General features: G+C 60.7%; 17 protein-coding genes. 6 read left to right on the forward strand and 11 right to left on the reverse strand.

Annotated elements, in window-relative coordinates:
• The first annotated feature begins 154 nt into the window (after positions 1-154).
• Positions 155-1150, forward strand: coding sequence for an SIS domain-containing protein (locus tag P2W41_RS05730; RefSeq protein WP_292897085.1), 996 nt, complete (start codon positions 155-157; stop codon positions 1148-1150).
• Positions 1151-1415: 265 nt separating this feature from the next.
• Positions 1416-2030, forward strand: coding sequence for a LysE family translocator (locus P2W41_RS05735; RefSeq protein ID WP_404934925.1), 615 nt, complete (start codon positions 1416-1418; stop codon positions 2028-2030).
• Positions 2031-2069: 39 nt separating this feature from the next.
• On the opposite strand, the gene P2W41_RS05740 is transcribed toward P2W41_RS05735, so the two are convergent.
• From P2W41_RS05740 to P2W41_RS05780, 9 genes are all read right to left on the reverse strand, one after another.
• Positions 2070-2531 (reverse strand): NfeD family protein, encoded by a 462-nt coding sequence (locus P2W41_RS05740; protein WP_292897083.1) that lies wholly within the window; start codon positions 2529-2531, stop codon positions 2070-2072.
• A 4-nt stretch (positions 2532-2535) separates the two neighbouring features.
• Positions 2536-3495, reverse strand: a complete 960-nt coding sequence (locus P2W41_RS05745) for an SPFH domain-containing protein (RefSeq protein WP_404934543.1) — start codon at positions 3493-3495, stop codon at positions 2536-2538.
• Positions 3496-3698: 203 nt separating this feature from the next.
• Complete coding sequence (gene hemH, locus P2W41_RS05750; protein WP_404934544.1) at positions 3699-4763, reverse strand: ferrochelatase; 1065 nt, start codon at positions 4761-4763, stop codon at positions 3699-3701.
• A 128-nt stretch (positions 4764-4891) separates the two neighbouring features.
• Positions 4892-6928 carry a 5'-nucleotidase C-terminal domain-containing protein gene (locus P2W41_RS05755; RefSeq protein WP_404934545.1) on the reverse strand — a complete coding sequence of 679 codons (2037 nt, stop codon included), beginning with the start codon at positions 6926-6928 and terminating at the stop codon, positions 4892-4894.
• A gap of 138 nt (positions 6929-7066) precedes the next feature.
• Positions 7067-8161 carry a molybdenum ABC transporter ATP-binding protein gene (gene modC / locus P2W41_RS05760; protein WP_404934546.1) on the reverse strand — a complete coding sequence of 365 codons (1095 nt, stop codon included), beginning with the start codon at positions 8159-8161 and terminating at the stop codon, positions 7067-7069.
• Positions 8158-8841 carry a molybdate ABC transporter permease subunit gene (gene modB, locus P2W41_RS05765; protein ID WP_292897075.1) on the reverse strand — a complete coding sequence of 228 codons (684 nt, stop codon included), beginning with the start codon at positions 8839-8841 and terminating at the stop codon, positions 8158-8160. The genes modC and modB overlap by 4 nt, the downstream gene beginning before the upstream one ends.
• A gap of 9 nt (positions 8842-8850) precedes the next feature.
• Complete coding sequence (gene modA / locus P2W41_RS05770; protein ID WP_404934926.1) at positions 8851-9588, reverse strand: molybdate ABC transporter substrate-binding protein; 738 nt, start codon at positions 9586-9588, stop codon at positions 8851-8853.
• A gap of 360 nt (positions 9589-9948) precedes the next feature.
• Positions 9949-10644 (reverse strand): tellurite resistance TerB family protein, encoded by a 696-nt coding sequence (locus P2W41_RS05775; RefSeq protein WP_404934547.1) that lies wholly within the window; start codon positions 10642-10644, stop codon positions 9949-9951.
• A 109-nt stretch (positions 10645-10753) separates the two neighbouring features.
• A complete protein-coding gene (locus tag P2W41_RS05780) occupies positions 10754-11584 on the reverse strand; it encodes an HD domain-containing protein (RefSeq protein WP_404934548.1) in 831 nt (276 codons plus the stop codon).
• Between the two features lie 11 nt (positions 11585-11595).
• Here P2W41_RS05780 and P2W41_RS05785 point away from each other — a divergent pair, with 11 nt between their 5' ends.
• Positions 11596-12192 (forward strand): TetR/AcrR family transcriptional regulator, encoded by a 597-nt coding sequence (locus P2W41_RS05785; RefSeq protein WP_404934549.1) that lies wholly within the window; start codon positions 11596-11598, stop codon positions 12190-12192.
• A 179-nt stretch (positions 12193-12371) separates the two neighbouring features.
• Positions 12372-13118 carry an alpha/beta fold hydrolase gene (locus P2W41_RS05790; RefSeq protein ID WP_292897067.1) on the forward strand — a complete coding sequence of 249 codons (747 nt, stop codon included), beginning with the start codon at positions 12372-12374 and terminating at the stop codon, positions 13116-13118.
• Between the two features lie 3 nt (positions 13119-13121).
• Here P2W41_RS05790 and P2W41_RS05795 read toward each other — a convergent pair whose 3' ends face one another.
• Positions 13122-14072: a rhodanese-related sulfurtransferase gene (locus P2W41_RS05795; protein WP_404934550.1), complete on the reverse strand. Its 951-nt coding sequence runs from the start codon at positions 14070-14072 to the stop codon at positions 13122-13124.
• Between the two features lie 162 nt (positions 14073-14234).
• Between P2W41_RS05795 and P2W41_RS05800 the strand changes: the two genes are divergently transcribed.
• Together P2W41_RS05800 and P2W41_RS05805 are read left to right on the forward strand one after the other, a co-directional pair.
• Positions 14235-15113 (forward strand): N-acetylmuramidase domain-containing protein, encoded by an 879-nt coding sequence (locus tag P2W41_RS05800; protein ID WP_292897064.1) that lies wholly within the window; start codon positions 14235-14237, stop codon positions 15111-15113.
• Between the two features lie 131 nt (positions 15114-15244).
• Complete coding sequence (locus P2W41_RS05805) at positions 15245-15883, forward strand: 2-dehydro-3-deoxy-phosphogluconate aldolase (RefSeq protein WP_404934927.1); 639 nt, start codon at positions 15245-15247, stop codon at positions 15881-15883.
• A 71-nt stretch (positions 15884-15954) separates the two neighbouring features.
• Here P2W41_RS05805 and P2W41_RS05810 read toward each other — a convergent pair whose 3' ends face one another.
• On the reverse strand, positions 15955-17736 hold the full coding sequence (locus P2W41_RS05810) for a DUF882 domain-containing protein (protein WP_404934551.1): 1782 nt from the start codon (positions 17734-17736) through the stop codon (positions 15955-15957).
• Positions 17737-17897 lie beyond the last annotated feature (161 nt).

Genomic DNA, 17897 nt, shown 5'->3' on the forward strand with positions numbered 1-17897 from the left:
AGATCCAGACTATCGAGACGCGCCATTCTTATGCTTACCGAAATCTAAACCTCTGTGGTTAACGGAAGGTTGAGCCCTGTCGCGCTAACCTTGCGCACTGGAGAATGGACAATCTGAATGGACAGCCGGTCATCAAGGCGGTAAGGGCATTGCCATGCTGAAAGACACTTCCATCAAAATCGACCGGAAAAGCGTTGTCGCTTCTGCCGTTCGCACCCTCGAGACCGAACGGGCAGGCCTGAAAGAGCTCGCCGACGCACTCGACAATGGACTTGCCGATCCGTTTGCGGAAGCGGTGCGCATCATCGCGGGGGTCAAGGGACGCCTGATCGTGACCGGTGTGGGCAAAAGCGGCCATATCGGCTCCAAGATCGCGGCCACACTTGCTTCGACGGGGACGCCGGCCTTCTTTGTGCATCCGGCAGAGGCCAACCACGGCGATCTGGGCATGATTGGCGATGACGACGTCATACTCGCCATGTCATGGTCTGGAGAAACCATGGAGCTGCATGGCATTGTTGCCTACGCGCGACGCTTCGCCATTCCGATCATTGCCATCACCGCAGGCAAATCATCGGCGCTTGCAAAGGAAGCAACGGTGGTTCTTGCGCTGCCGCGTGCGCCGGAAGCTTGCCCGCACGGATTGGCGCCCACCACCTCCACGGTGCTGCAACTGGTCATCGGCGATGCGCTGGCGGTCGCACTTCTGGAGGCGCGAGGCTTCACGGCCGATCATTTCCGTACCTTCCACCCCGGCGGGCAGCTTGGGGCTAAATTGACTCAGGTGCGCCAGATCATGCATTCAGGGAGCGAGCTGCCGTTAGCCAGCAGCGGCGCGCTGATGCGCGAAGCCATTCTGGAAATGACGCAAAAGGGCTTCGGCTGTGTCGGTATCACCGACGCCGAGGGTTTGCTGATCGGAATCATCACCGATGGTGACCTGCGCCGCCACATCGACAGCGAGCTTCTGTCGATGACCGTCGATCAGGTGATGACGCGCAATCCCAAAACCATCGCGCCGGAGACACTGGCGGAAAGCGCGTTGCAGATCGTGAACTCTTCAGCCATCACCACGCTGATGGTGGTCGAAGACGGCAAACCCTGTGGGGTTGTGCACCTCCACGATCTGCTGCGGATTGGCGCTGCCTGACGCAAGCCCGTAGTTCTCCAAACGCACAGCGAAAGTTCACGGACGTCCCGTTCCAAACGGGGCGTTTTTTTTATCATCGCAGCGCGTGCGGGATCGATCCGTTCGCTTGCTGTACGGCTGTCGATTGCCGGTGAGGATTTTGTGAGGGGGACAATTGCGTGATTGGGAGGGTGGGCGTCGCGTGCCATATTCAGCAATTGGGACCGGAGTTCTCGCGTTCCCTCCGACCTTTCCATGTGAAGGAAGTGCGATGCCTGCAGAACACATTCAGCATCTTCTGGTCGTCTTCGCCGCTTATTTTGTCGTGATCGCCAGCCCTGGCCCCAGCACGATTGCGATTATGGGGGTTGCGATGAAACAGGGTCGGGAAAGTGCGATCTTTCTCGCACTAGGGGTGGTGACGGGAAGTATGTCATGGGCCATTTTGGCCGCGACCGGTGTTGCAACGGTGCTGACGGCTTATGCTGAAGCGGTCTTTTTCATCAAGGTCGCTGGTGGGCTCTATCTTCTTTATCTGGCCTGGAAATCCGCGAGGTCGGCCATGTCGCCACGGGCCGGAGGCATGAAATCAATGACACCTGCAAGGAAGGCGGTCTTCTACCGTAGAGGTGTGCTATTGCACTTGTCCAACCCCAAAGCCGTTCTCGGCTGGGTGGCGATCATGGCACTGGGATCGGGGCCTGATGCGCCGCCACACACGCTACTGACAATCATAGCGGGGTGTGCCGTTCTGGGCCTGACAGTCAATGTTGGCTATGCTCTTCTTTTTTCGACTGGCGTTCTGGGACGGGCTTACCAAAAGTTTAGCCACTGGATCGAAGGAGCTCTCGCTGTGATCTTTGGGTATGCCGGCTTTCGGCTGCTCTTATCCAGATCGTAAGTCCCGGAGGCGGTTTATGGCTCCGGGACCTTTGAAAATTCAGACCGCCTCGACACGCAGGGTTCCGGCGTCCACCGCTGCGACCCTGACGCGTGTTCCCGCCGGCAGATCGGGACCTGTGACACGCCACAACGTGTCATCCAGCCGAATGCGGCCATATCCGTTTTCGATGGGTTCCTCGAGCGTCGCCGTGCGGTTGATGAGCTGCTCTCGACGCCGGTTCAGAAGCGGCTGGTCGGTTTCCTCATTGCGGCGAGAATCCATAAGACGTTTGCCGGCGTAGGCCGAGATCAGAGACAGGGCGAGGAAGACAAGAACCTGCACCTGCCATGTCCAGGCCAACAGGTCCCACAATTGCAGTGAAAGCGCGCCGGTCAGGATCGCGGCGATCCCGATCCATAGCAGAAAGACGCCGGGTACAAGGATCTCGGCTGCAAGAAGCACGAAGCCGAGCAGCATCCAGTTCCAGGGGCCGAGTTCCGCGATGACATGCTCGATCATGGTGTTACTCCTGCGACGGTCCCGTGCGGGGAGGTCGGGCCGAGGAGACGCGCTGGGCAGGTGTTGAGGATGAGCCGCCGTCGCCGAACACCTCGCGTGCAATCGAGCCGATGCCGCCCAGTGAGCCAATCAGCGAGGAGGCTTCGAAAGGCATGAGGACGATCTTGTTGTTGCTGGAGGAGCCGATGGTGGCCAGTGCTTCGGTGTATTTCTGTGCCACAAAGTAATTCACGGCCTGAACGTCGCCGGCTGCAATGGCTTCCGAAACGACCTGGGTTGCGCGGGCTTCCGCCTCGGCAGCACGCTCGCGCGCTTCGGCGTCGCGGAAGGCAGCTTCCTTGCGGCCCTCGGCTTCCAGAATTTCAGCCTGTTTCAGACCTTCCGCCTCAAGGATCTGGGCGCGCTTGTTGCGTTCGGCCATCATCTGACGCGCCATCGATTCCACGAGGTTGGCGGGCGGATTGATGTCCTTGATCTCGACACGCGTCATCTTGATGCCCCAGGGGCTGGCGGCATCATCGACGATGCGCAGGAGCTTCTCGTTGATCGCATCCCGGTTGGACAGGAGTTCATCGAGATCCATCGACCCCATTACCGAGCGGATGTTTGTCATGGTCAGGTTGAGGATCGCATTTTCCAGACCAGAAACCTGATATGCGGCCTCGGCGGCGGTGAGAACCTGATAGAAGGCGACACCGTCGACCGCGACAATCGCATTGTCGCGGGTGATGACTTCCTGTGTCGGAACGTCGAGCACCTGCTCCATCATGTTCATCTTTGCGCCAACGCGGTCGATGAACGGGACGATAAGATTGAGACCGGGTGAGAGCGTTCTGGTGTAGCGACCAAAGCGCTCCACAGTGAAGTTGAAGCCCTGCGGAACCGTCTTGATGCCTGCAAAGAGCAAGAGCAGGACAAGGACGACGAGAACGGGAATGATGATGTCAAAACCGGAAAAAGGCATTTTCAGCTCCTGGAACCGCGTCTGCGGGGAACGAATGACAAGCTGGCACGCAGTTTAAGGTTCTGCGCCGCGATGTGAACAGAAAGATCACGGATCGCGTTGTCACGGAAACGGACTGCGCGTTGACATGAGCTGTTTCCACAAAAAGTTGCATCGAAAGGCATATGCTTCGCCAAATATGACACCCCTATGGCAGGGTGCGTTCAAAGCCAGCCTGAAAGTTCCCGGCGCACGAGGGACTCGATCACAGCCATGCCTTCATCAGTGTCGTTGAGGCAGGGAATGTGGGTGAAATTCGTGCCGCCGGCCTTATGAAAGATCTCGCCGGCTTCTCCCGCGATCTCTTCCAGCGTTTCCAGACAATCGGAAACGAAACCCGGATTAAACACGGCGATGGACCTGACACCCTCTTTTGCGAGTTTCTCGACCGTCTTGTCGGTGTAGGGCTGAAGCCATTCCTCCGGACCGAAACGAGACTGGAAGCAGGTGATGAGTTTCTTCTCGCCCCAACCGAGGCGCTCACGCAGGAGGCGTGTCGTTTTCTGGCAGTGGCAGTGATAGGGATCGCCACGCCTGAAGTAGCTCTGCGGGATGCCGTGATAGGAGGCGATGACCACTTCCGGCTCGAAATCGACGCTTTCAAGGTGTTTTTCAATGGAACGAGCCAACGCCTCGATATAGACGGGCTCGTCCTGATAGGAGGGCACGGTGCGGATCGCCGGCTGAAAGCGCATTTTCATGAGCGCTTCGAAGAATTTGTCGTTCACCGTCGCCGTGGTGGTGGCCGAATACTGCGGATAGAGCGGGAACATGACGATCCGGTCGCAACCGCGTTCCATCAGGCTTTTGGTCACCGTTTCGATGGAGGGCTGGCCATAGCGCATGGCCCAGTCGACGATCACATGCTCGTGCCCGGACAGCGCCTCGGCAAGTTTTTCGCCCTGAGAGCGGGTGAAGGTGCGCAGCGGCGATTCATTGCGTTCGTTATTCCAGATTTCCGCGTAAGCCGCTCCTGACTTCTTCGGCCGCGTGTTGAGAACGATGCCGTAGAGGATCGGATACCAGATTGCTTTCGGCCATTCGATGACACGGGGATCAGAAAGGAACTCCTTTAAATATCGCCGCATCGGCGCGTAGTCGGTCCCGTCCGGTGTGCCGAGGTTCACGAGAAGAACGCCTACCTTGCCAATGCGGACAGGTGGGTGCTCTGGGGGCAGCGGGCCGATGGCTTTCGCTGCTTTGGGGTCGATTGTCGTGGCGAGATTCATGCTTTGGCTCCGATCATGCAGGGGAAGCTAGCGAAGCCGGGCTGGTTTTCAATGGAGCGTGTAGCCGCAGGGACGAAAAATGAGCCCCGCCGTGTGGCGAGGCTCCGGACCGGTTCCGATGGGAGGGATCAGTTTGCGGCCGGCAGATTGATCTCCATGCCCACATCGATCCGGTGTGGGTTTATCTGCGGATTGGCTTCCGCGATGGCCTTCCACTTCACCGGGTCGCCATAGTGTGTGCGGGCGATCTCCCAAAGCGTGTCACCACGCGCAACGGTGTGGGTGTTCTTCCCGTTCGTCATAGCCTCACCGGCGTCTTTGGCGGCATCCCCGGTCGCGTCGGTCATCTTCTCCATGGCTTCGCCAGCGTCCTCAGCGGCTTTGTCGGCCATTTCCTCCACGCCTTCAGCCACTGCTTCGAGGGCCTCGCCCGCCTTCTCCACCGTTTCCTCAACTGCTTTCGGTGCCTCGCTGGCGATCGTTTTCGACATTTCGGGCAGGTCCGGGGTAGTGGCCTCAGTCTCAGTCGCCGCGACGCTTGCGTCGATCTTCGTGATGCGGCCGTCCAGGGCAGGCCTGTAGGGGCTGTTTTCGGCCAGATAGTCGGCAAGCACCTGCTCGAGGCCAGGGCCGTAGTCATAGGCGTTTTCGGCATTCTCGGCGAAGAGCCTGTAGCCATCGCCGCCGTTGCGCATGAAATTGTTGGAGGCAATCGTGTAGGTGGCATCCGGATCGATTGCTGTCCAGCCGTCGCCGTCCTTTACCTCGACCGACTTGATGCGGCCTTCGCCGGGCGCGACCGATGGATCGAAGCTATAGCGCAGGCCCGAAACCTGCGGGAAACGGCCCGCGCCTTCCTCGATCTGGCTAACACCGCTTTCGAGTGACGCCACGACGTCCGCACCCTTCAACTGGAAGGTTGCAAGCGTGTTCTGGAAAGGAAGGACGCCGAGGACCTCGCCCATGGTGACTTCGCCGGCATCAATGGAAGCACGCAGGCCACCGCCATTGGTGATGGCAAACTGCACACCCTGATCACTGGCGCGCGCGACCATGGCATCCGTGACAAGATTGCCCATCTCGCATTCGCCGGCGCGGCAGGTCTCGCGGCTCCCGTCGACAGCGGCTGACGTTTCAGCGACAACCTTGTTTTTCAGCTCCTCAATGGGGCCGGCCAGTTCCTTGACACGGGCCACAACGGCTTCGTCCCTGGCAACGGAAGCGTCGATCAGCTTGACGTCGCCCGTGGCGGCGGTGACGACACCTTCGTCATTGAAGGTGAGCTTTAGCTCGCCGAGATATTTCGAGTAGGAGGCAGCCTGCACGACAGGTACCTGATGGCCGTCCGGATTGTCGACCATGGTCGGGTAGGGGCCAGCGGCGCCTTCGATCGTGTTGGACAGCAGTGTGTTGGAATGACCGCCAACGACCACATCGACGCCGGGAATTTTCGCGATGGCCTCAAGGTCGCGCGGATAGCCCACATGGGTGAGTGCGATGACCTTGTTTGCGCCTTCGGCAGTGGCCGCTTTCACGGCTGCGGTAATGCCGGCCACATCTTCAATGATCGAGACGTTTTCGCCAGGCGAGGAAAGCTCGGCGGTGTCGTTGGCGACCGCGCCGACGATGGCGACCTTCTCGCCACCCACCTCGAGGATGAGATATTCCTTCACCCGGTCGCCGAGTGCGGAGGCTTCCCTGGCCTTGACGTTGGAGCCGAGCACCGGGAACTCGACCTTGTCGAGGAAGGTGGCCAGACCGTCTTCGCCGTCATCGAACTCGTGATTGCCGACCACCATGGCGTCGGTCTTCATCAGGTTCAGGAACTCGGCTTCGGCTGCCCCCTTGTAGGTGGTGTAAAACAGCGATCCCTGAAAATTGTCGCCAGCATTGAGGAACAGAACGTTTTCGCCTTCAAGCGCCTTGCGGGACTCGGCGACGGCCGTGACGAGGCGGGCTGCACCACCGAAACACTCGCCGGCTTCATCGTCTTCCGGCGAGCAGGTGGAATCGTATTTGTTGATAGGTTCGATGCGGCTGTGCCAGTCGTTCATGTGGAGAATGTTGAGCGTATAGTCGGCAAAGGCCGCACCGGCGCTCAGCGTCAATGCAGATGCGGTGAGCGATGCAATGGCGAGGCGTTTTCTGAAGATCGATCTGTTCATAGTGACTTCTCCCGAATGGCTCTTTGCGGTCTCTACCGCCGCATTGTGACGCCCTGTTAAAGGGCTCCGGTTGGCATGTTTTCACCGGGCCGAATGCGATGCAAGAGAAAGTTGGACACGCGTGAAGAGGTGCGTTGCTTAACTGGAGAGGGGCTCCAGCCTGGCCATCTCAACCGACACGGCCTTGAGCAACGCGTAGACGCGTTCGCCGGGGTGGAGAGCGAGCTGGTCCGAGGATTTCGCCGTGATGCGTGCGAGCAGCCGTTGCCCGCCCAACGTCAGGGCTACCATGGCATAAGCGCCGTCGCGGCGTATCTCATCAACCGTCGCGGCAAGCTGGTTGCGGATCGACAGTCCGTCATGGGGCGCATTGGCGATGGCGACATCGCCGGCGAGAACACGCAGGCGAACAGTCATGCCCGGGGCGAAACCATTGCCGGTCAGCTCGATGCGATCATCTCCGAGTGCGATGACGGCGGTGTGGTAGGCGGAGTCGACATTCGTGACATGGCCCTCGAGGATCACCCCGGCCTCTGCGGGATCGCTGCCGGCGGCGAGGCCGAGGCGGGCGAGGATTGCGGCGGTGGGGCCGCTATCGGTCACGCGTCCGTTCTCAATGAGGACGACCGTATCTGCCAGACGTGCGACCTCCGAGGTTTCATGGCTTACATAGAGGATGGGAATACCGGCCTCGGTGCGGATGGTTTCCAGATAGGGCAGGATCTCGCTGCGCCGCGCCCTGTCGAGCGAAGACAGTGGCTCATCCATGAGAAGCAGAGCGGGGTCGGCGAGTAACGCCCGGCCGATGGCGACACGCTGGCGCTCGCCGCCTGAAAGTGTTGTGGGTGCGGCGTCGAGGCGATCATCAAGGCCAAGCAGGGAAACCACTTCATCGAAGGCGCGGGATGCGCGACGGCGACCGGCCCAGCGCGCATAGGTCAGGTTTTTGCGCACCGAGAGATGCGGGAAGAGGCGGGCATCCTGAAAGACGAAGCCGATGCCGCGTTTTTCCGGTGGGAGGTTGGTGCTGGTGGCTGAGTTGAACAGTGTGCGCCCGCCGGCAATGATGCGCCCCGACTGCGGACGTGCCGTGCCGGCGATCATCTTCAGGAGCGTGGATTTGCCGGCACCCGATGGCCCGAAGAGAGCTGTCACGCCCGCGCCGGCCTGAAAGGCGGTTTCGATTTCAAAGCTGCCGGCGCGGCCCCTGATATCGACGTCGAGCACAGTCATGCGCGCGCTCCTGCGGTGAGTTTTCGGGCCAGATATTCGGACGCGACAATGGCGGCGAGCGCCAGGGCAACGGCGATTGCGATCAGGCGAAGGGCGGCGGCATCGCCCGATGGGGATTGCAGCAGCGCATAGATGGCGAGCGACAGCGTCTGTGTTTCGCCGGGAATGTTGGAGACGAAGGTGATCGTCGCGCCGAATTCGCCCAGCGCCTTGGCAAAGCCGAGAACGGCGCCGGCAATGATGCCTGGCAAGGCGAGCGGCAGGGTGACGGTGAAGAACACGGTCAGACGCGATGCGCCGAGCGTGCGCGCAGCCTCGCCAAGGCCCCGGTCCATTGCTTCCAGCGAGAGGCGGATGGGGCGTACAAGGAGCGGAAACGCCATGACACCGGCGGCAAGCGCTGCGCCTGTCCAGCGGAAGGCGAAGCTGATGCCGAACAGGTTTTCAAAAAGCTGGCCGAGGGTCCCTTTGGAGCCGAACAGGATCAACAGGCCATAGCCGGTGACGACCGGCGGCAACACGAGCGGCAGGGTGACCAGCGCCTGAACGATGCTCTTGCCGGCAAACTCCCTGCGGGCGAGGAGCCAGGCCACCGCAAAGGCCGGCACGAGCGCGCAGAGGATCGCGGTGAACGCCACCTTCGCGGACAGGAGTATGATCGAAAGTTCGGTCTCACCCATGTCGGCAGTCTAGTCCGCTATCTCGGAAAAACCGAATTCGGAGAAAATCGCGCGGCCGGCGTCGCTTTTCAGGAAGGCGAGGAAGGCTTCGGCACTTTCAGCCCCGTTTTTCGTGGCGGCGGCCGGGTAGAGGATCGGCGCGTGGCTTTCTTTCGGGAAGACATAGGCGCGCATCAGATCGCCGGCGGCCTTCTGGTCTGACCCGTAGACGATTGCTGCTTTCACCTCGCCACGGCTGGCCAGTTCGAGCGCAACACGGACGTTTTCGCCAAACACCGCATTCTTCTCGACGTCATTCCAAAGACCGAGGTGTTCGAGAGCCGTACGGGCATATTTGCCGGCGGGCACATGGCTCGGGTCGCCCATGGCGAAGCGATTGTCGAGCAGGGTACCGGGGCTCTCCACCTGCCCAGGCCCCTCGGCGACCGCGATGACGAGATTGTTGGCAGCGATGATGGTTTCGCTATCGTGGCGGACCAGATCACGTTCGACCAGATAGGCCATCCAGTCGGTGTTTGCCGAGATAAACACATCCGCCGGCGCCCCGGCCTCGATCTGTCGGGCGAGAACGGAACTGGAGGCGAACGAGACGACGATTTTTTCGCCACCGGCAGCCTGATACTCGCCTGCGGCGCGCTCGATGGCATCCTTCATGCTGGCGGCAGCGAAGACTGTGAGCTTTTCGGCGAGAGCCGCAGTGGAAAGAGAAGCGATGAGGGCGAGGCTCACAAAAGTGCGTTTGAACATGAAACCACCATAGATCATTGGTGCGGACAAATGCCGCGCGCTGGTCAGCGAGAATGCATGGTGGTCAGATCTGGACATTCGCGCCCCGAATGCCGCCCGAACCTTGGGACAGAGGCAGCCATCACGCGCTGCCCGAACCGGATATTAGGAGGGGCGTGACGGCGGGGTCAAGGGAGGATGGGGCAAGCGCTGGGGACGAGGTGGTGTGTGTGACGTGGTGGGCATTTCGGGAATGCGGATGCTCGCCCCTCATCCTTACCTTCTCCCCGCGTGTGGGGAGAAGGGGGCATTGACGTTGAGGCCCGCTTTTCGTCGGGGTGGCCACGACTGGAAGAGCATGACCGGACGATTGAGAAACGGTCAGGCCGTTGCTTCGGAGACGGTTGCCTCGATGTGGTCGACAAGCGGGTCGGGCAGGCGCAGGCGGCCGGCGAGCATGTCGAGATAGCCGCGCTCGGCACGGGTCTTCGGCTCGATGGTAAGCCGCGAAGCCGTGTAGAGCTCGATTTTCTGGGCGTCGGTCTGGGCGGCTTCGACCAAAGCGTCGAGATCGACCGGGCGCTCCAGTTCCTGCAGGAGGAAGGCTTCTGCCTCGCCATCTATGCCCGCCAGCTTGAGCTTGTCGGCAATCTTGCCACGCTCGGCTTCGTCGATGTGCCCGTCGGCCCGGGCAGCGGCGATCATGGCGCGCACGAGAGCGAGGGCGAACTCGGCCTCGCCCTGCGGAGCCTGTGCGGGGTCGAAGCTTGTATCCTCCGGCGGAGGAAGAAGCTCGCCTTCCCTGGCAGCCTCGGTGGGTTCCTTGCCTGCCTGATAATTCTGATAGGCCTTGTAGGCCAAACCGGCCACGGCGGCGATGCCACCAAGCTTGAGTGCGCTACCGGTGACCGAACGTCCTGCGCTGGTGCCCAAAAGGACGGCTGCGATTGCGCCGGTCGCAAACGGATTGTCCTTGGCAAGCTGAACGGCCTGACCTGCCTTGTCACGCACTGTGCCCTCAGTTCCGGGCACCTGCGAGCCCAAAAGATCGTTCAGCAGTTTCTTGGGATCGAACATCCGCATCTCCTCGTTTCGCGCGACATACACCCTGGGGTTGGCAGGAAAGTAGGGATGCATTCATTGCATTGCAATGACAACGCTGCTCATCTCGAGAGACTGACGATTATCAGAAAGGCTCTGCGGGCGCCTTGCCCCTTGAAAGGCTGGTCATGACGGCCGGACGGGTGCTTTCTTTATGCCTGGCGGTTCCGAACTGAAGCGCTTCGATGACCCCGTTTCGCGGAAAACGCTCAAGCACTGCAGACAGTGTGGCGGGTGCAATACGATGTCGGCCCGCGCCGAACAGGTCGCAGACCGCACCGCGTGAGACCAGATGTGCCTCGGCGCCGTGTGTCCGGGCGGACACCCATCCATTCAGATGGAGCGCGATTGCATTGCCGACTTTCTGAGCCGCTGTTTCAGCGTGCCCTTTGCTACGAAGATGCGCGCGAACCCGCTCACCACCACTCAGCGCGAAGCAACGTGAGCAAAGATGCGGTTCATGATGCTCCGTCAGCCCGATATCGTGGAGGATGGCCGCCGCGAAAAACAGAGAGGGATCATATGCCAATCGCTCGTGAGCCGCGATGAGAGCTCCAAAGAGGTAAGTCCGCCAGCTGTGGTAGAACAATGCGTCCTGATGCGTTTCACTCGCCAATCCAAGTGCGTCTTCAACCAATGCAGTGTTCGGAGGCAGGATTGATTCAAGCTCGAGTTGCGCTGGAACAAGAAGGCCCAGCCGGCATCGCATGGTGTCGAACCGTTCGCGTATCTGCACGTAGGCAAGATTACCGATGAGGCGGATTTTCTCCGTGCTTGTCAAGCTTCCGTCTCTTCCCTGACCCCAGGCGAGGGTGCCCATGGCCGCGTTTCGGGGGTGTTGGTCCTGGGCCGTCATCGCATGCCTTGATATTTGTACTGTTTCGCATAAAAATGCATAAAGATGATTTTTATGCAAGATGGTACAAAATGAGATCACGTCGGGGCCGGCCGCCTGCCTATGATCGCGAAGCAGCTCTTATTGCGATTGCGGAAGCATTTCGGGTGCGCGGCTACGCCGCCGCGTCTCTGGAAGAGATCGCCCGCGCTGCGGGGATGAACCGCCCGAGCCTTTTTGCGGCGTTCGGCAACAAGAAGGCTATGTATCTGGCTGCGCTTGAAGATTATCGGCGACGGATGCGGGTGGCGGTTTCGCCGGCGCTGGAGGGGGATGGAGCGCTGTCGAAGGTGCTGGTGGATTTCTTTGATGCGGTTATCGCCTTCTATCACGAAGGCACCGCGCCGGGTTGTCTTGTGCTGTGTACGGCCCCTGCAGAAGCGCTTGCCGACAAGGAAATCGGCCGGGCTCTTGCGGACTCGATCACTGAAATCGAGGAACAGCTCAGGAGGCGTATCCTGCGTGCAGCGGACGAGGGAAAGGGGGTGAGAGATCCGGCAGGTCTCGCCCAGTTGATGCTGGCGACGCTGACCGGCGTCGCGATCCACGCACGCGCCGGCGTTAAGCAAGCCAACCTGAAGCGTTTTGCGCGTGCGAACATCGCTGCGGCGATGCCCGGGACAGGTTGATTTGGCTTTGACATTTCGCACGTCCGGTGGCAATGGCTCCCGCCCCCTTATTTTTGCAGGTATCGACCGTGAACGATGTTTTTTCCCATCGACTGAATCTCCCCGACGGCCGGCGTCTTGGCTGGCACGAGTGGGGAGCTCAAAATGGTAAAGCCGTGATCTTTTGCCCCGGGGCCGGGATGGCAGGGGCAATCCCTTTTGGCGAGGAGGCGGCCCGGCGAATGGGCTTGCGCATTCTTTCCGTAGACCGGGCGGGTCTTGGTGCTTCAGACACAAACGCAGAAAAGAGCTTTGCGAGCTGGAGCGGCGACGTTGCCTACCTGCTTCGGCATCTTGGGGTCAATGAGGCTGTCGCCATCGGATTCTCGCAAGGAGCGCCCTTTGCCCTGGCGCTGGCGGATATCGGTTTGGTCAAGGCGGTTTCGGTGGTGTCAGGGCAGGATGAGCTTGCCTCGCCCGGGGTGTTATCGCAACTGCCCGAAGCGGTGGCAAACATGGTGCAGCTTGCCAAAGACGATCCTGAACGGCTGGAGGCTGACATCGCTGCCATCGCGACCGCGGAGTGGCTTTGGCAGATGATCGAGACCATGAGCGGACCGCAGGATCGGGCATTTTACGCCGCCGAGACCTTCGCGCCCCTTTATCGGAGGGCTCTCGATGAGGGCTTCCGCCACGGCGCTGCGGGATATGCACGCGATACGCGTCTTGCCATGGCGCCATGGCCATTTCGGCTCGAGGATATCACCTGTCCGGTGCGTCTGTGGTATGGCCTGGCCGACACAAGCCCGGTGCACGCGCCGGATTTTGGAGAGACCCTCAGCAAGCGTCTGCCGAACAGCAAGCTTATGCGGCTGGAAGGTGAAGGAAGTGCCATTCTGTGGAGCCATGCCGATGCGATCCTTGAGGATCTTGCAGGCATTGGATGAACGCTAGGCGCGTTGCTTCCCTGCCGGTGCGCCGATGGGGAAGCGGTCGCCGCGCTTTTCGGCAAGCTCGATCTGACGCTGCCGCTCGGCATAGCGGGTGCGGTCTGCTTCACTGCGGCTCTCAGCGCAACGGGGACAGGCAATGCCTTCCTGGAACAGGGGAGACGCGCGCTCCTGCGGTGTCAGCGGATGCCTGCAGGCCCGGCAGAGCGTCGCTTCACCCTCTTCGAGCCCGTGGCGAACAGAGACGCGTTCATCGAATACGAAACACTCTCCTTCCCAAAGGCTCTCTTCTGGCGGAACTTCTTCGAGATATTTCAGGATGCCGCCTTTAAGGTGATAGACGTCATCGACGCCGATCAGCTTCATGTATGCCGTCGCCTTCTCGCAGCGGATGCCGCCAGTGCAGAACATGGCGACCTTGCGGCCCTTGAGGCGGTTGAGATTTCGCTCGGCCCAGGCGGGGAAATCGCGGAAGGTTTCAGTTCCCGGGTCCACGGCGCGGGAGAAGGTGCCGATGGCGGTCTCATAGGCGTTGCGGGTGTCGACGACCACCGTATCGGGGTCGACGATCAATGAGTTCCACTCGGCCGGCTCTACATAGGTTCCCGCCTGATTGACAGGATCGACCGCGGGGACTCCCATGGTGACTATTTCCTTTTTCAACCGGACTTTCATGCGGTGAAAGGGCATTTCGGAGGCGGTGCTGTACTTGACCTCCAAACCACTCAGCGCGGGCATTCCCTCAAGATGTGCGATGAGCGCTTCGATGGCCTCCGGCGTTCCGGCTACTGTGCCGTTGATGCCCTCTGCAGCCAGGAGCAGTGTACCGCGAATGCCACGCTCGCAGCAGAAGGCGGCAAGCTCGCAACGCAATGCCTCATGCTCTGGAAGGGCGGCAAAGCGATAGAGCGCGGCAACGCGAAATCTTTGTTCGGGTGAGGAAGAAATCATGCGCGGTCTCCTACGCCTGTCCTGACCGCTATGCAAGAAAAAGCAGTGTTTTTCCGGCTTGTGTGAGGGGTCGTATTCGATCTTCAGGTTGCGAGTTCTGGCGTTTATCCCCTCACGGTTGTTTTCGACGATAATTGTTCAATGCAACCATAGGCGAGAGCAATGTTTTCAAAAGCGGCAATCACGGAAATCAGCGGAGCGGCCTCGAAGGCGGGGATCGAACCGGCCATTCTTCTGGCGGTGGCACAGGTGGAGAGTGGCGGAAGATCGCACGTCATGCTGCGTGGGCGAGCGGAGCCGGTCATCCGGTTTGAAGGCCACTATTTCGATCGAAGGCTTGCCGGTACCAAACGTGCGGAGGCACGAGCGGCGGGGCTGGCTTCGCCGGAGGTTGGAGAAATTGCGAACCCGCGTGGTCAGGCGGAACGCTGGGCGCTTTTCGAAAGGGCGGCGCGCATTGACCGAAAGGCTGCCTGCGAATCTGTCTCCTGGGGGCTGGGTCAGGTGATGGGAGCGCACTGGAGCTGGCTTGGCTTTGCCGATGTGGAAGCCCTGGTCGCGGAGGCACGAAGCGGGATCGCCGGACAGGTTCGGCTGATGCTGCGGTATATCGAGAAAGCAGGGTTGATGGATGCTCTGGTGGCGCGGGACTGGGCGCGCTTTGCTCGCGGCTATAATGGTCCGGGCTACAGGCGTAATCAGTATGACCGAAAGCTCGCCCGGGCTTACCGGGCTCATGCGGCAGACGGACTGCTCTGCGCGGCGGAGACGTTGCGGATCGGTGCGCGGGGTGCCGCCGTGAGAAGCCTGCAGTTAATGCTCTGCGCCCACGGTCAACGGGTCGCGGTGGATGGCGTTTTCGGCCCGCAGACCGGCCGTGCGGTGCAGCGCTTTCAAACAGAAGCCGGCCTCGTTTCGGATGGTATCGTGGGACCTGTAACCCGTGATGCGCTGGCGCGACGCTTGCCGTTCGGCGCTTTGGGATCGCGTTTGTGGGCGCTTTTTCTCCGGCTGAGGCGGCTTTTGGGGGCAGCGTTATGAACCTTGCAGCTTGCGAGTTTCCGGAGAAAAGTGTTCATGGGCGGCGAAATCCGTGTATTGAACCGTTTTAACGCTGCGATTTCGCCCGGAGATTGAAGATTTTGAGGAGACGTTTGCACATGAACGCTGCCATGCAGAAGAAGAACGAGGTGCTGCTGGCTATCCTGCAAGGACAGCCGGTGATTCCGGTTCTCAAGATCGATCGGCTGGCAGACGCCGTGCCGCTTGCGCAGGCGCTGGTGAAGGGTGGATTGCCGGCGATCGAGATCACGCTGCGCACACCCGATGCCATCGATGCCATTCGTCTCGTAAGCGAAGAAGTGCCGGAAGCGATTGTTGGTGCGGGCACAATCCTGACTTCGAAGGATTTTTCCTATGCGGTGGCGGCTGGCGCCCGGTTCATCGTTAGCCCCGGGATCACGCAGGAGCTGCTCGATGCGGCCTCGATGTCCGCAGTGCCGTTTCTTCCAGGTGCGGCGACGCCAAGCGAGGTGATGGCCGCGCGGGAAGAGGGTTACAGCCTGCTCAAGTTCTTCCCGGCCGAGCAGTCAGGTGGCGCGGCCTTTCTCAAGGCTCTTTCTTCTCCACTCGCCTCCATCCGCTTTTGCCCGACAGGCGGGATATCGCCGAAGAATGTGGGAGATTACCTTTCACTGCCGAATGTGATCTGCGTGGGCGGATCCTGGGTGGCGCCTGACGCAGCGATCGAAGCCGGGGACTGGGCCAGCATCGAAGCCCTGGCTCAGGCGGCGAGCGGCCTCAAGGGCTGATTATCTCTCGCGCAAGACGCAAAAAAGCGGGGCCGCGAGGTCCCGCTTTTTTGTTGAATTTCCGCCGTATCTCAGTTGGTACGGAAACGGGCCATGGAGATGAAGTTGACGGCCTTTCCGGAGAAACGAGTGGCGTCAGCCACGGTAATGTCCTGCTGGAACCCGGTCGTATAAACGGTTTCGGGCGAACGGACGAACTCGCTGTCGAAAGCCGGAGGGCGGGTTGGAGGAGTGGCTTCTGTCAGCATCGAATTCTGACTGAGTGCGCGGGTCGGTGCTTCGCCCAAGGTGGCAACCACCACGGGCTGCGCACCGCGGGCGACGTCATTCGGGCCCGGTTTGGCCGATTTTCGGGTGCTGCGCGCCCGGCTTTCATGTCGGCCCTGGGGGAGATCGTCCGCACGTGCGAGAAGCGCTTTGCGCGGGGATGCGGAAACCGGCTCTCCACGCTGCTCCTGAGGGGGAGGAGCGCTGACTGTCTCCTCCACTTCCGCATCACCAGCAAGGGCGAAATCGCTCTTCAATTCCGCCGTTTCGGTCTGCGGGCGCGGCTCAGGAAGTGCTGCGAGCGTGAACTCGTCGGCTACTGTGCGCTCGGGGCGGCCGGAGGGCATTGGCAGATAGGCAGCTGTGGTTATGGACTGCCCGGTTTCGGTATCATCGGCCAGCACGCCGGCAATCGCGTCCGGTGCATCAGTCTGGGCCGAGGCGATCTGTACCAGAGCTTCCTGCGTGGCCGCATCAGGCACATATTCCGGACGGCGTGTCGGAATCGGGATGTTGGCGGCTACCAGCACCGCGGTTCCGGCGTTCTCCGGTGTCGCCTGCTCGATGGCCGGGGCTTCTTCCACCGGCTTGACTTCGAAGGGCAGTTGCTGGCCGACAGCCACATCCGGGCGCGGGGCAGAACGTGGCGTCGGCAGGCTGCGCTGCGGAAGGGCGGCCAGTATTGTGCTCGGAGTCTCGGGTTCCGGCTGCGGTGCGGGTGCTGCCGCCGGCGCCTCGGGCTGGCGGGCCACGGGCTGCTGCCGTGCGACGACCGTTGTCGTCTCGGCGGTATCCTCTTCCTCGTCGGCGCCGCCACCAAAGAGCGCAGCCAAGAGACCGCGACCACTGCCACCGCCATTGTCACGTGCGACCTGGATCGAGCTACCGTTCCGCTTGCGAGACTCATAGGCAGCAAGCGCCTGCTTGTATCCGGGCAGAGGTTTGCCGTCTGTGGGAACGTGCATGGTCTTTCCATCCGGGAAGACGGCCAGAAGCTGTTTGCGGCTCATGCGGGGCCAATGGCGTACACCACCGACGTCGATGTGAATGAAGGGAGAACCGGAACGGGGGTAATACCCGACACCGCCAGCCTGGAATTTAAGGGCGGCGTTCCGCAAATTGGAGAGCTTTACGCCTGGAATGTAGAAATCAATCGCCTTGCCGAGCATGTGCTGGCTCTTCTTGGCAACTCCGCTCGAGCGGCTACGCAGCATGGCATTCGTTTTGGGTGAGCGGTAGGCCGAGACGACGTGGATATAGTCGCGGGCACCGGCTGCGCGATAAACTTCCCACAACAGGTCAAGGACCTGCGGATCCATGTTGGTGGGTTCGTTCTGGCGCCAGTCGCGCAGGAAGCGGTTCACCTGCTTCAGGCCGCTCTGAATGTAGCGACCATTCTTTTTGAAGGTGATTTCCGCACGCTCCTTCGTGTGTATGAAGTAGAGCTTCAGGGTGCGTGTTTCGGCGTGGGCGGCCGGCGCTGCTGCGACAAACGCGCCAACTGCTAGCATCAAACCGGCGAGAAGCCTCACGCGTATGAGCGCAGGCAAACGCCACCCAAGAACGTGAACGTCGTTTTGTTTCAAGATCCGTGGCCTTACAGGCTGGTGTTTGTCCCCCGAGCCTGAGGCTCGGACTGTGTGGTTCCCACCTTCCGATTATTCTATTTAATGGTTAATTCGATCTTATTAAAGGAGGAATGCGCGAAGAGGATGGCGATATCGTGGCAAAATGAGACAAGCCGCCG

Origin of the sequence: Nitratireductor sp. L15S-10 (assembly GCF_045011005.1) — a bacterium.
GTDB lineage: Bacteria > Pseudomonadota > Alphaproteobacteria > Rhizobiales > Rhizobiaceae > Nitratireductor.

Coding starts and splice junctions, on each gene's coding strand:
- P2W41_RS05730 (WP_292897085.1), top strand. CDS start 155: ATGCTGAAAGACACTTCCATCAAAATCGACCGGAAAAGCGTTGTCGCT.
- P2W41_RS05740 (WP_292897083.1), bottom strand. CDS start 2,531: ATGATCGAGCATGTCATCGCGGAACTCGGCCCCTGGAACTGGATGCTG.
- P2W41_RS05745 (WP_404934543.1), bottom strand. CDS start 3,495: ATGCCTTTTTCCGGTTTTGACATCATCATTCCCGTTCTCGTCGTCCTT.
- hemH (WP_404934544.1), bottom strand. CDS start 4,763: ATGAATCTCGCCACGACAATCGACCCCAAAGCAGCGAAAGCCATCGGC.
- P2W41_RS05755 (WP_404934545.1), bottom strand. CDS start 6,928: ATGAACAGATCGATCTTCAGAAAACGCCTCGCCATTGCATCGCTCACC.
- modC (WP_404934546.1), bottom strand. CDS start 8,161: ATGACTGTGCTCGACGTCGATATCAGGGGCCGCGCCGGCAGCTTTGAA.
- modB (WP_292897075.1), bottom strand. CDS start 8,841: ATGGGTGAGACCGAACTTTCGATCATACTCCTGTCCGCGAAGGTGGCG.
- modA (WP_404934926.1), bottom strand. CDS start 9,588: ATGTTCAAACGCACTTTTGTGAGCCTCGCCCTCATCGCTTCTCTTTCC.
- P2W41_RS05775 (WP_404934547.1), bottom strand. CDS start 10,644: ATGTTCGATCCCAAGAAACTGCTGAACGATCTTTTGGGCTCGCAGGTG.
- P2W41_RS05785 (WP_404934549.1), top strand. CDS start 11,596: ATGAGATCACGTCGGGGCCGGCCGCCTGCCTATGATCGCGAAGCAGCT.
- P2W41_RS05790 (WP_292897067.1), top strand. CDS start 12,372: ATGGCAGGGGCAATCCCTTTTGGCGAGGAGGCGGCCCGGCGAATGGGC.
- P2W41_RS05795 (WP_404934550.1), bottom strand. CDS start 14,072: ATGATTTCTTCCTCACCCGAACAAAGATTTCGCGTTGCCGCGCTCTAT.
- P2W41_RS05800 (WP_292897064.1), top strand. CDS start 14,235: ATGTTTTCAAAAGCGGCAATCACGGAAATCAGCGGAGCGGCCTCGAAG.
- P2W41_RS05805 (WP_404934927.1), top strand. CDS start 15,245: ATGCAGAAGAAGAACGAGGTGCTGCTGGCTATCCTGCAAGGACAGCCG.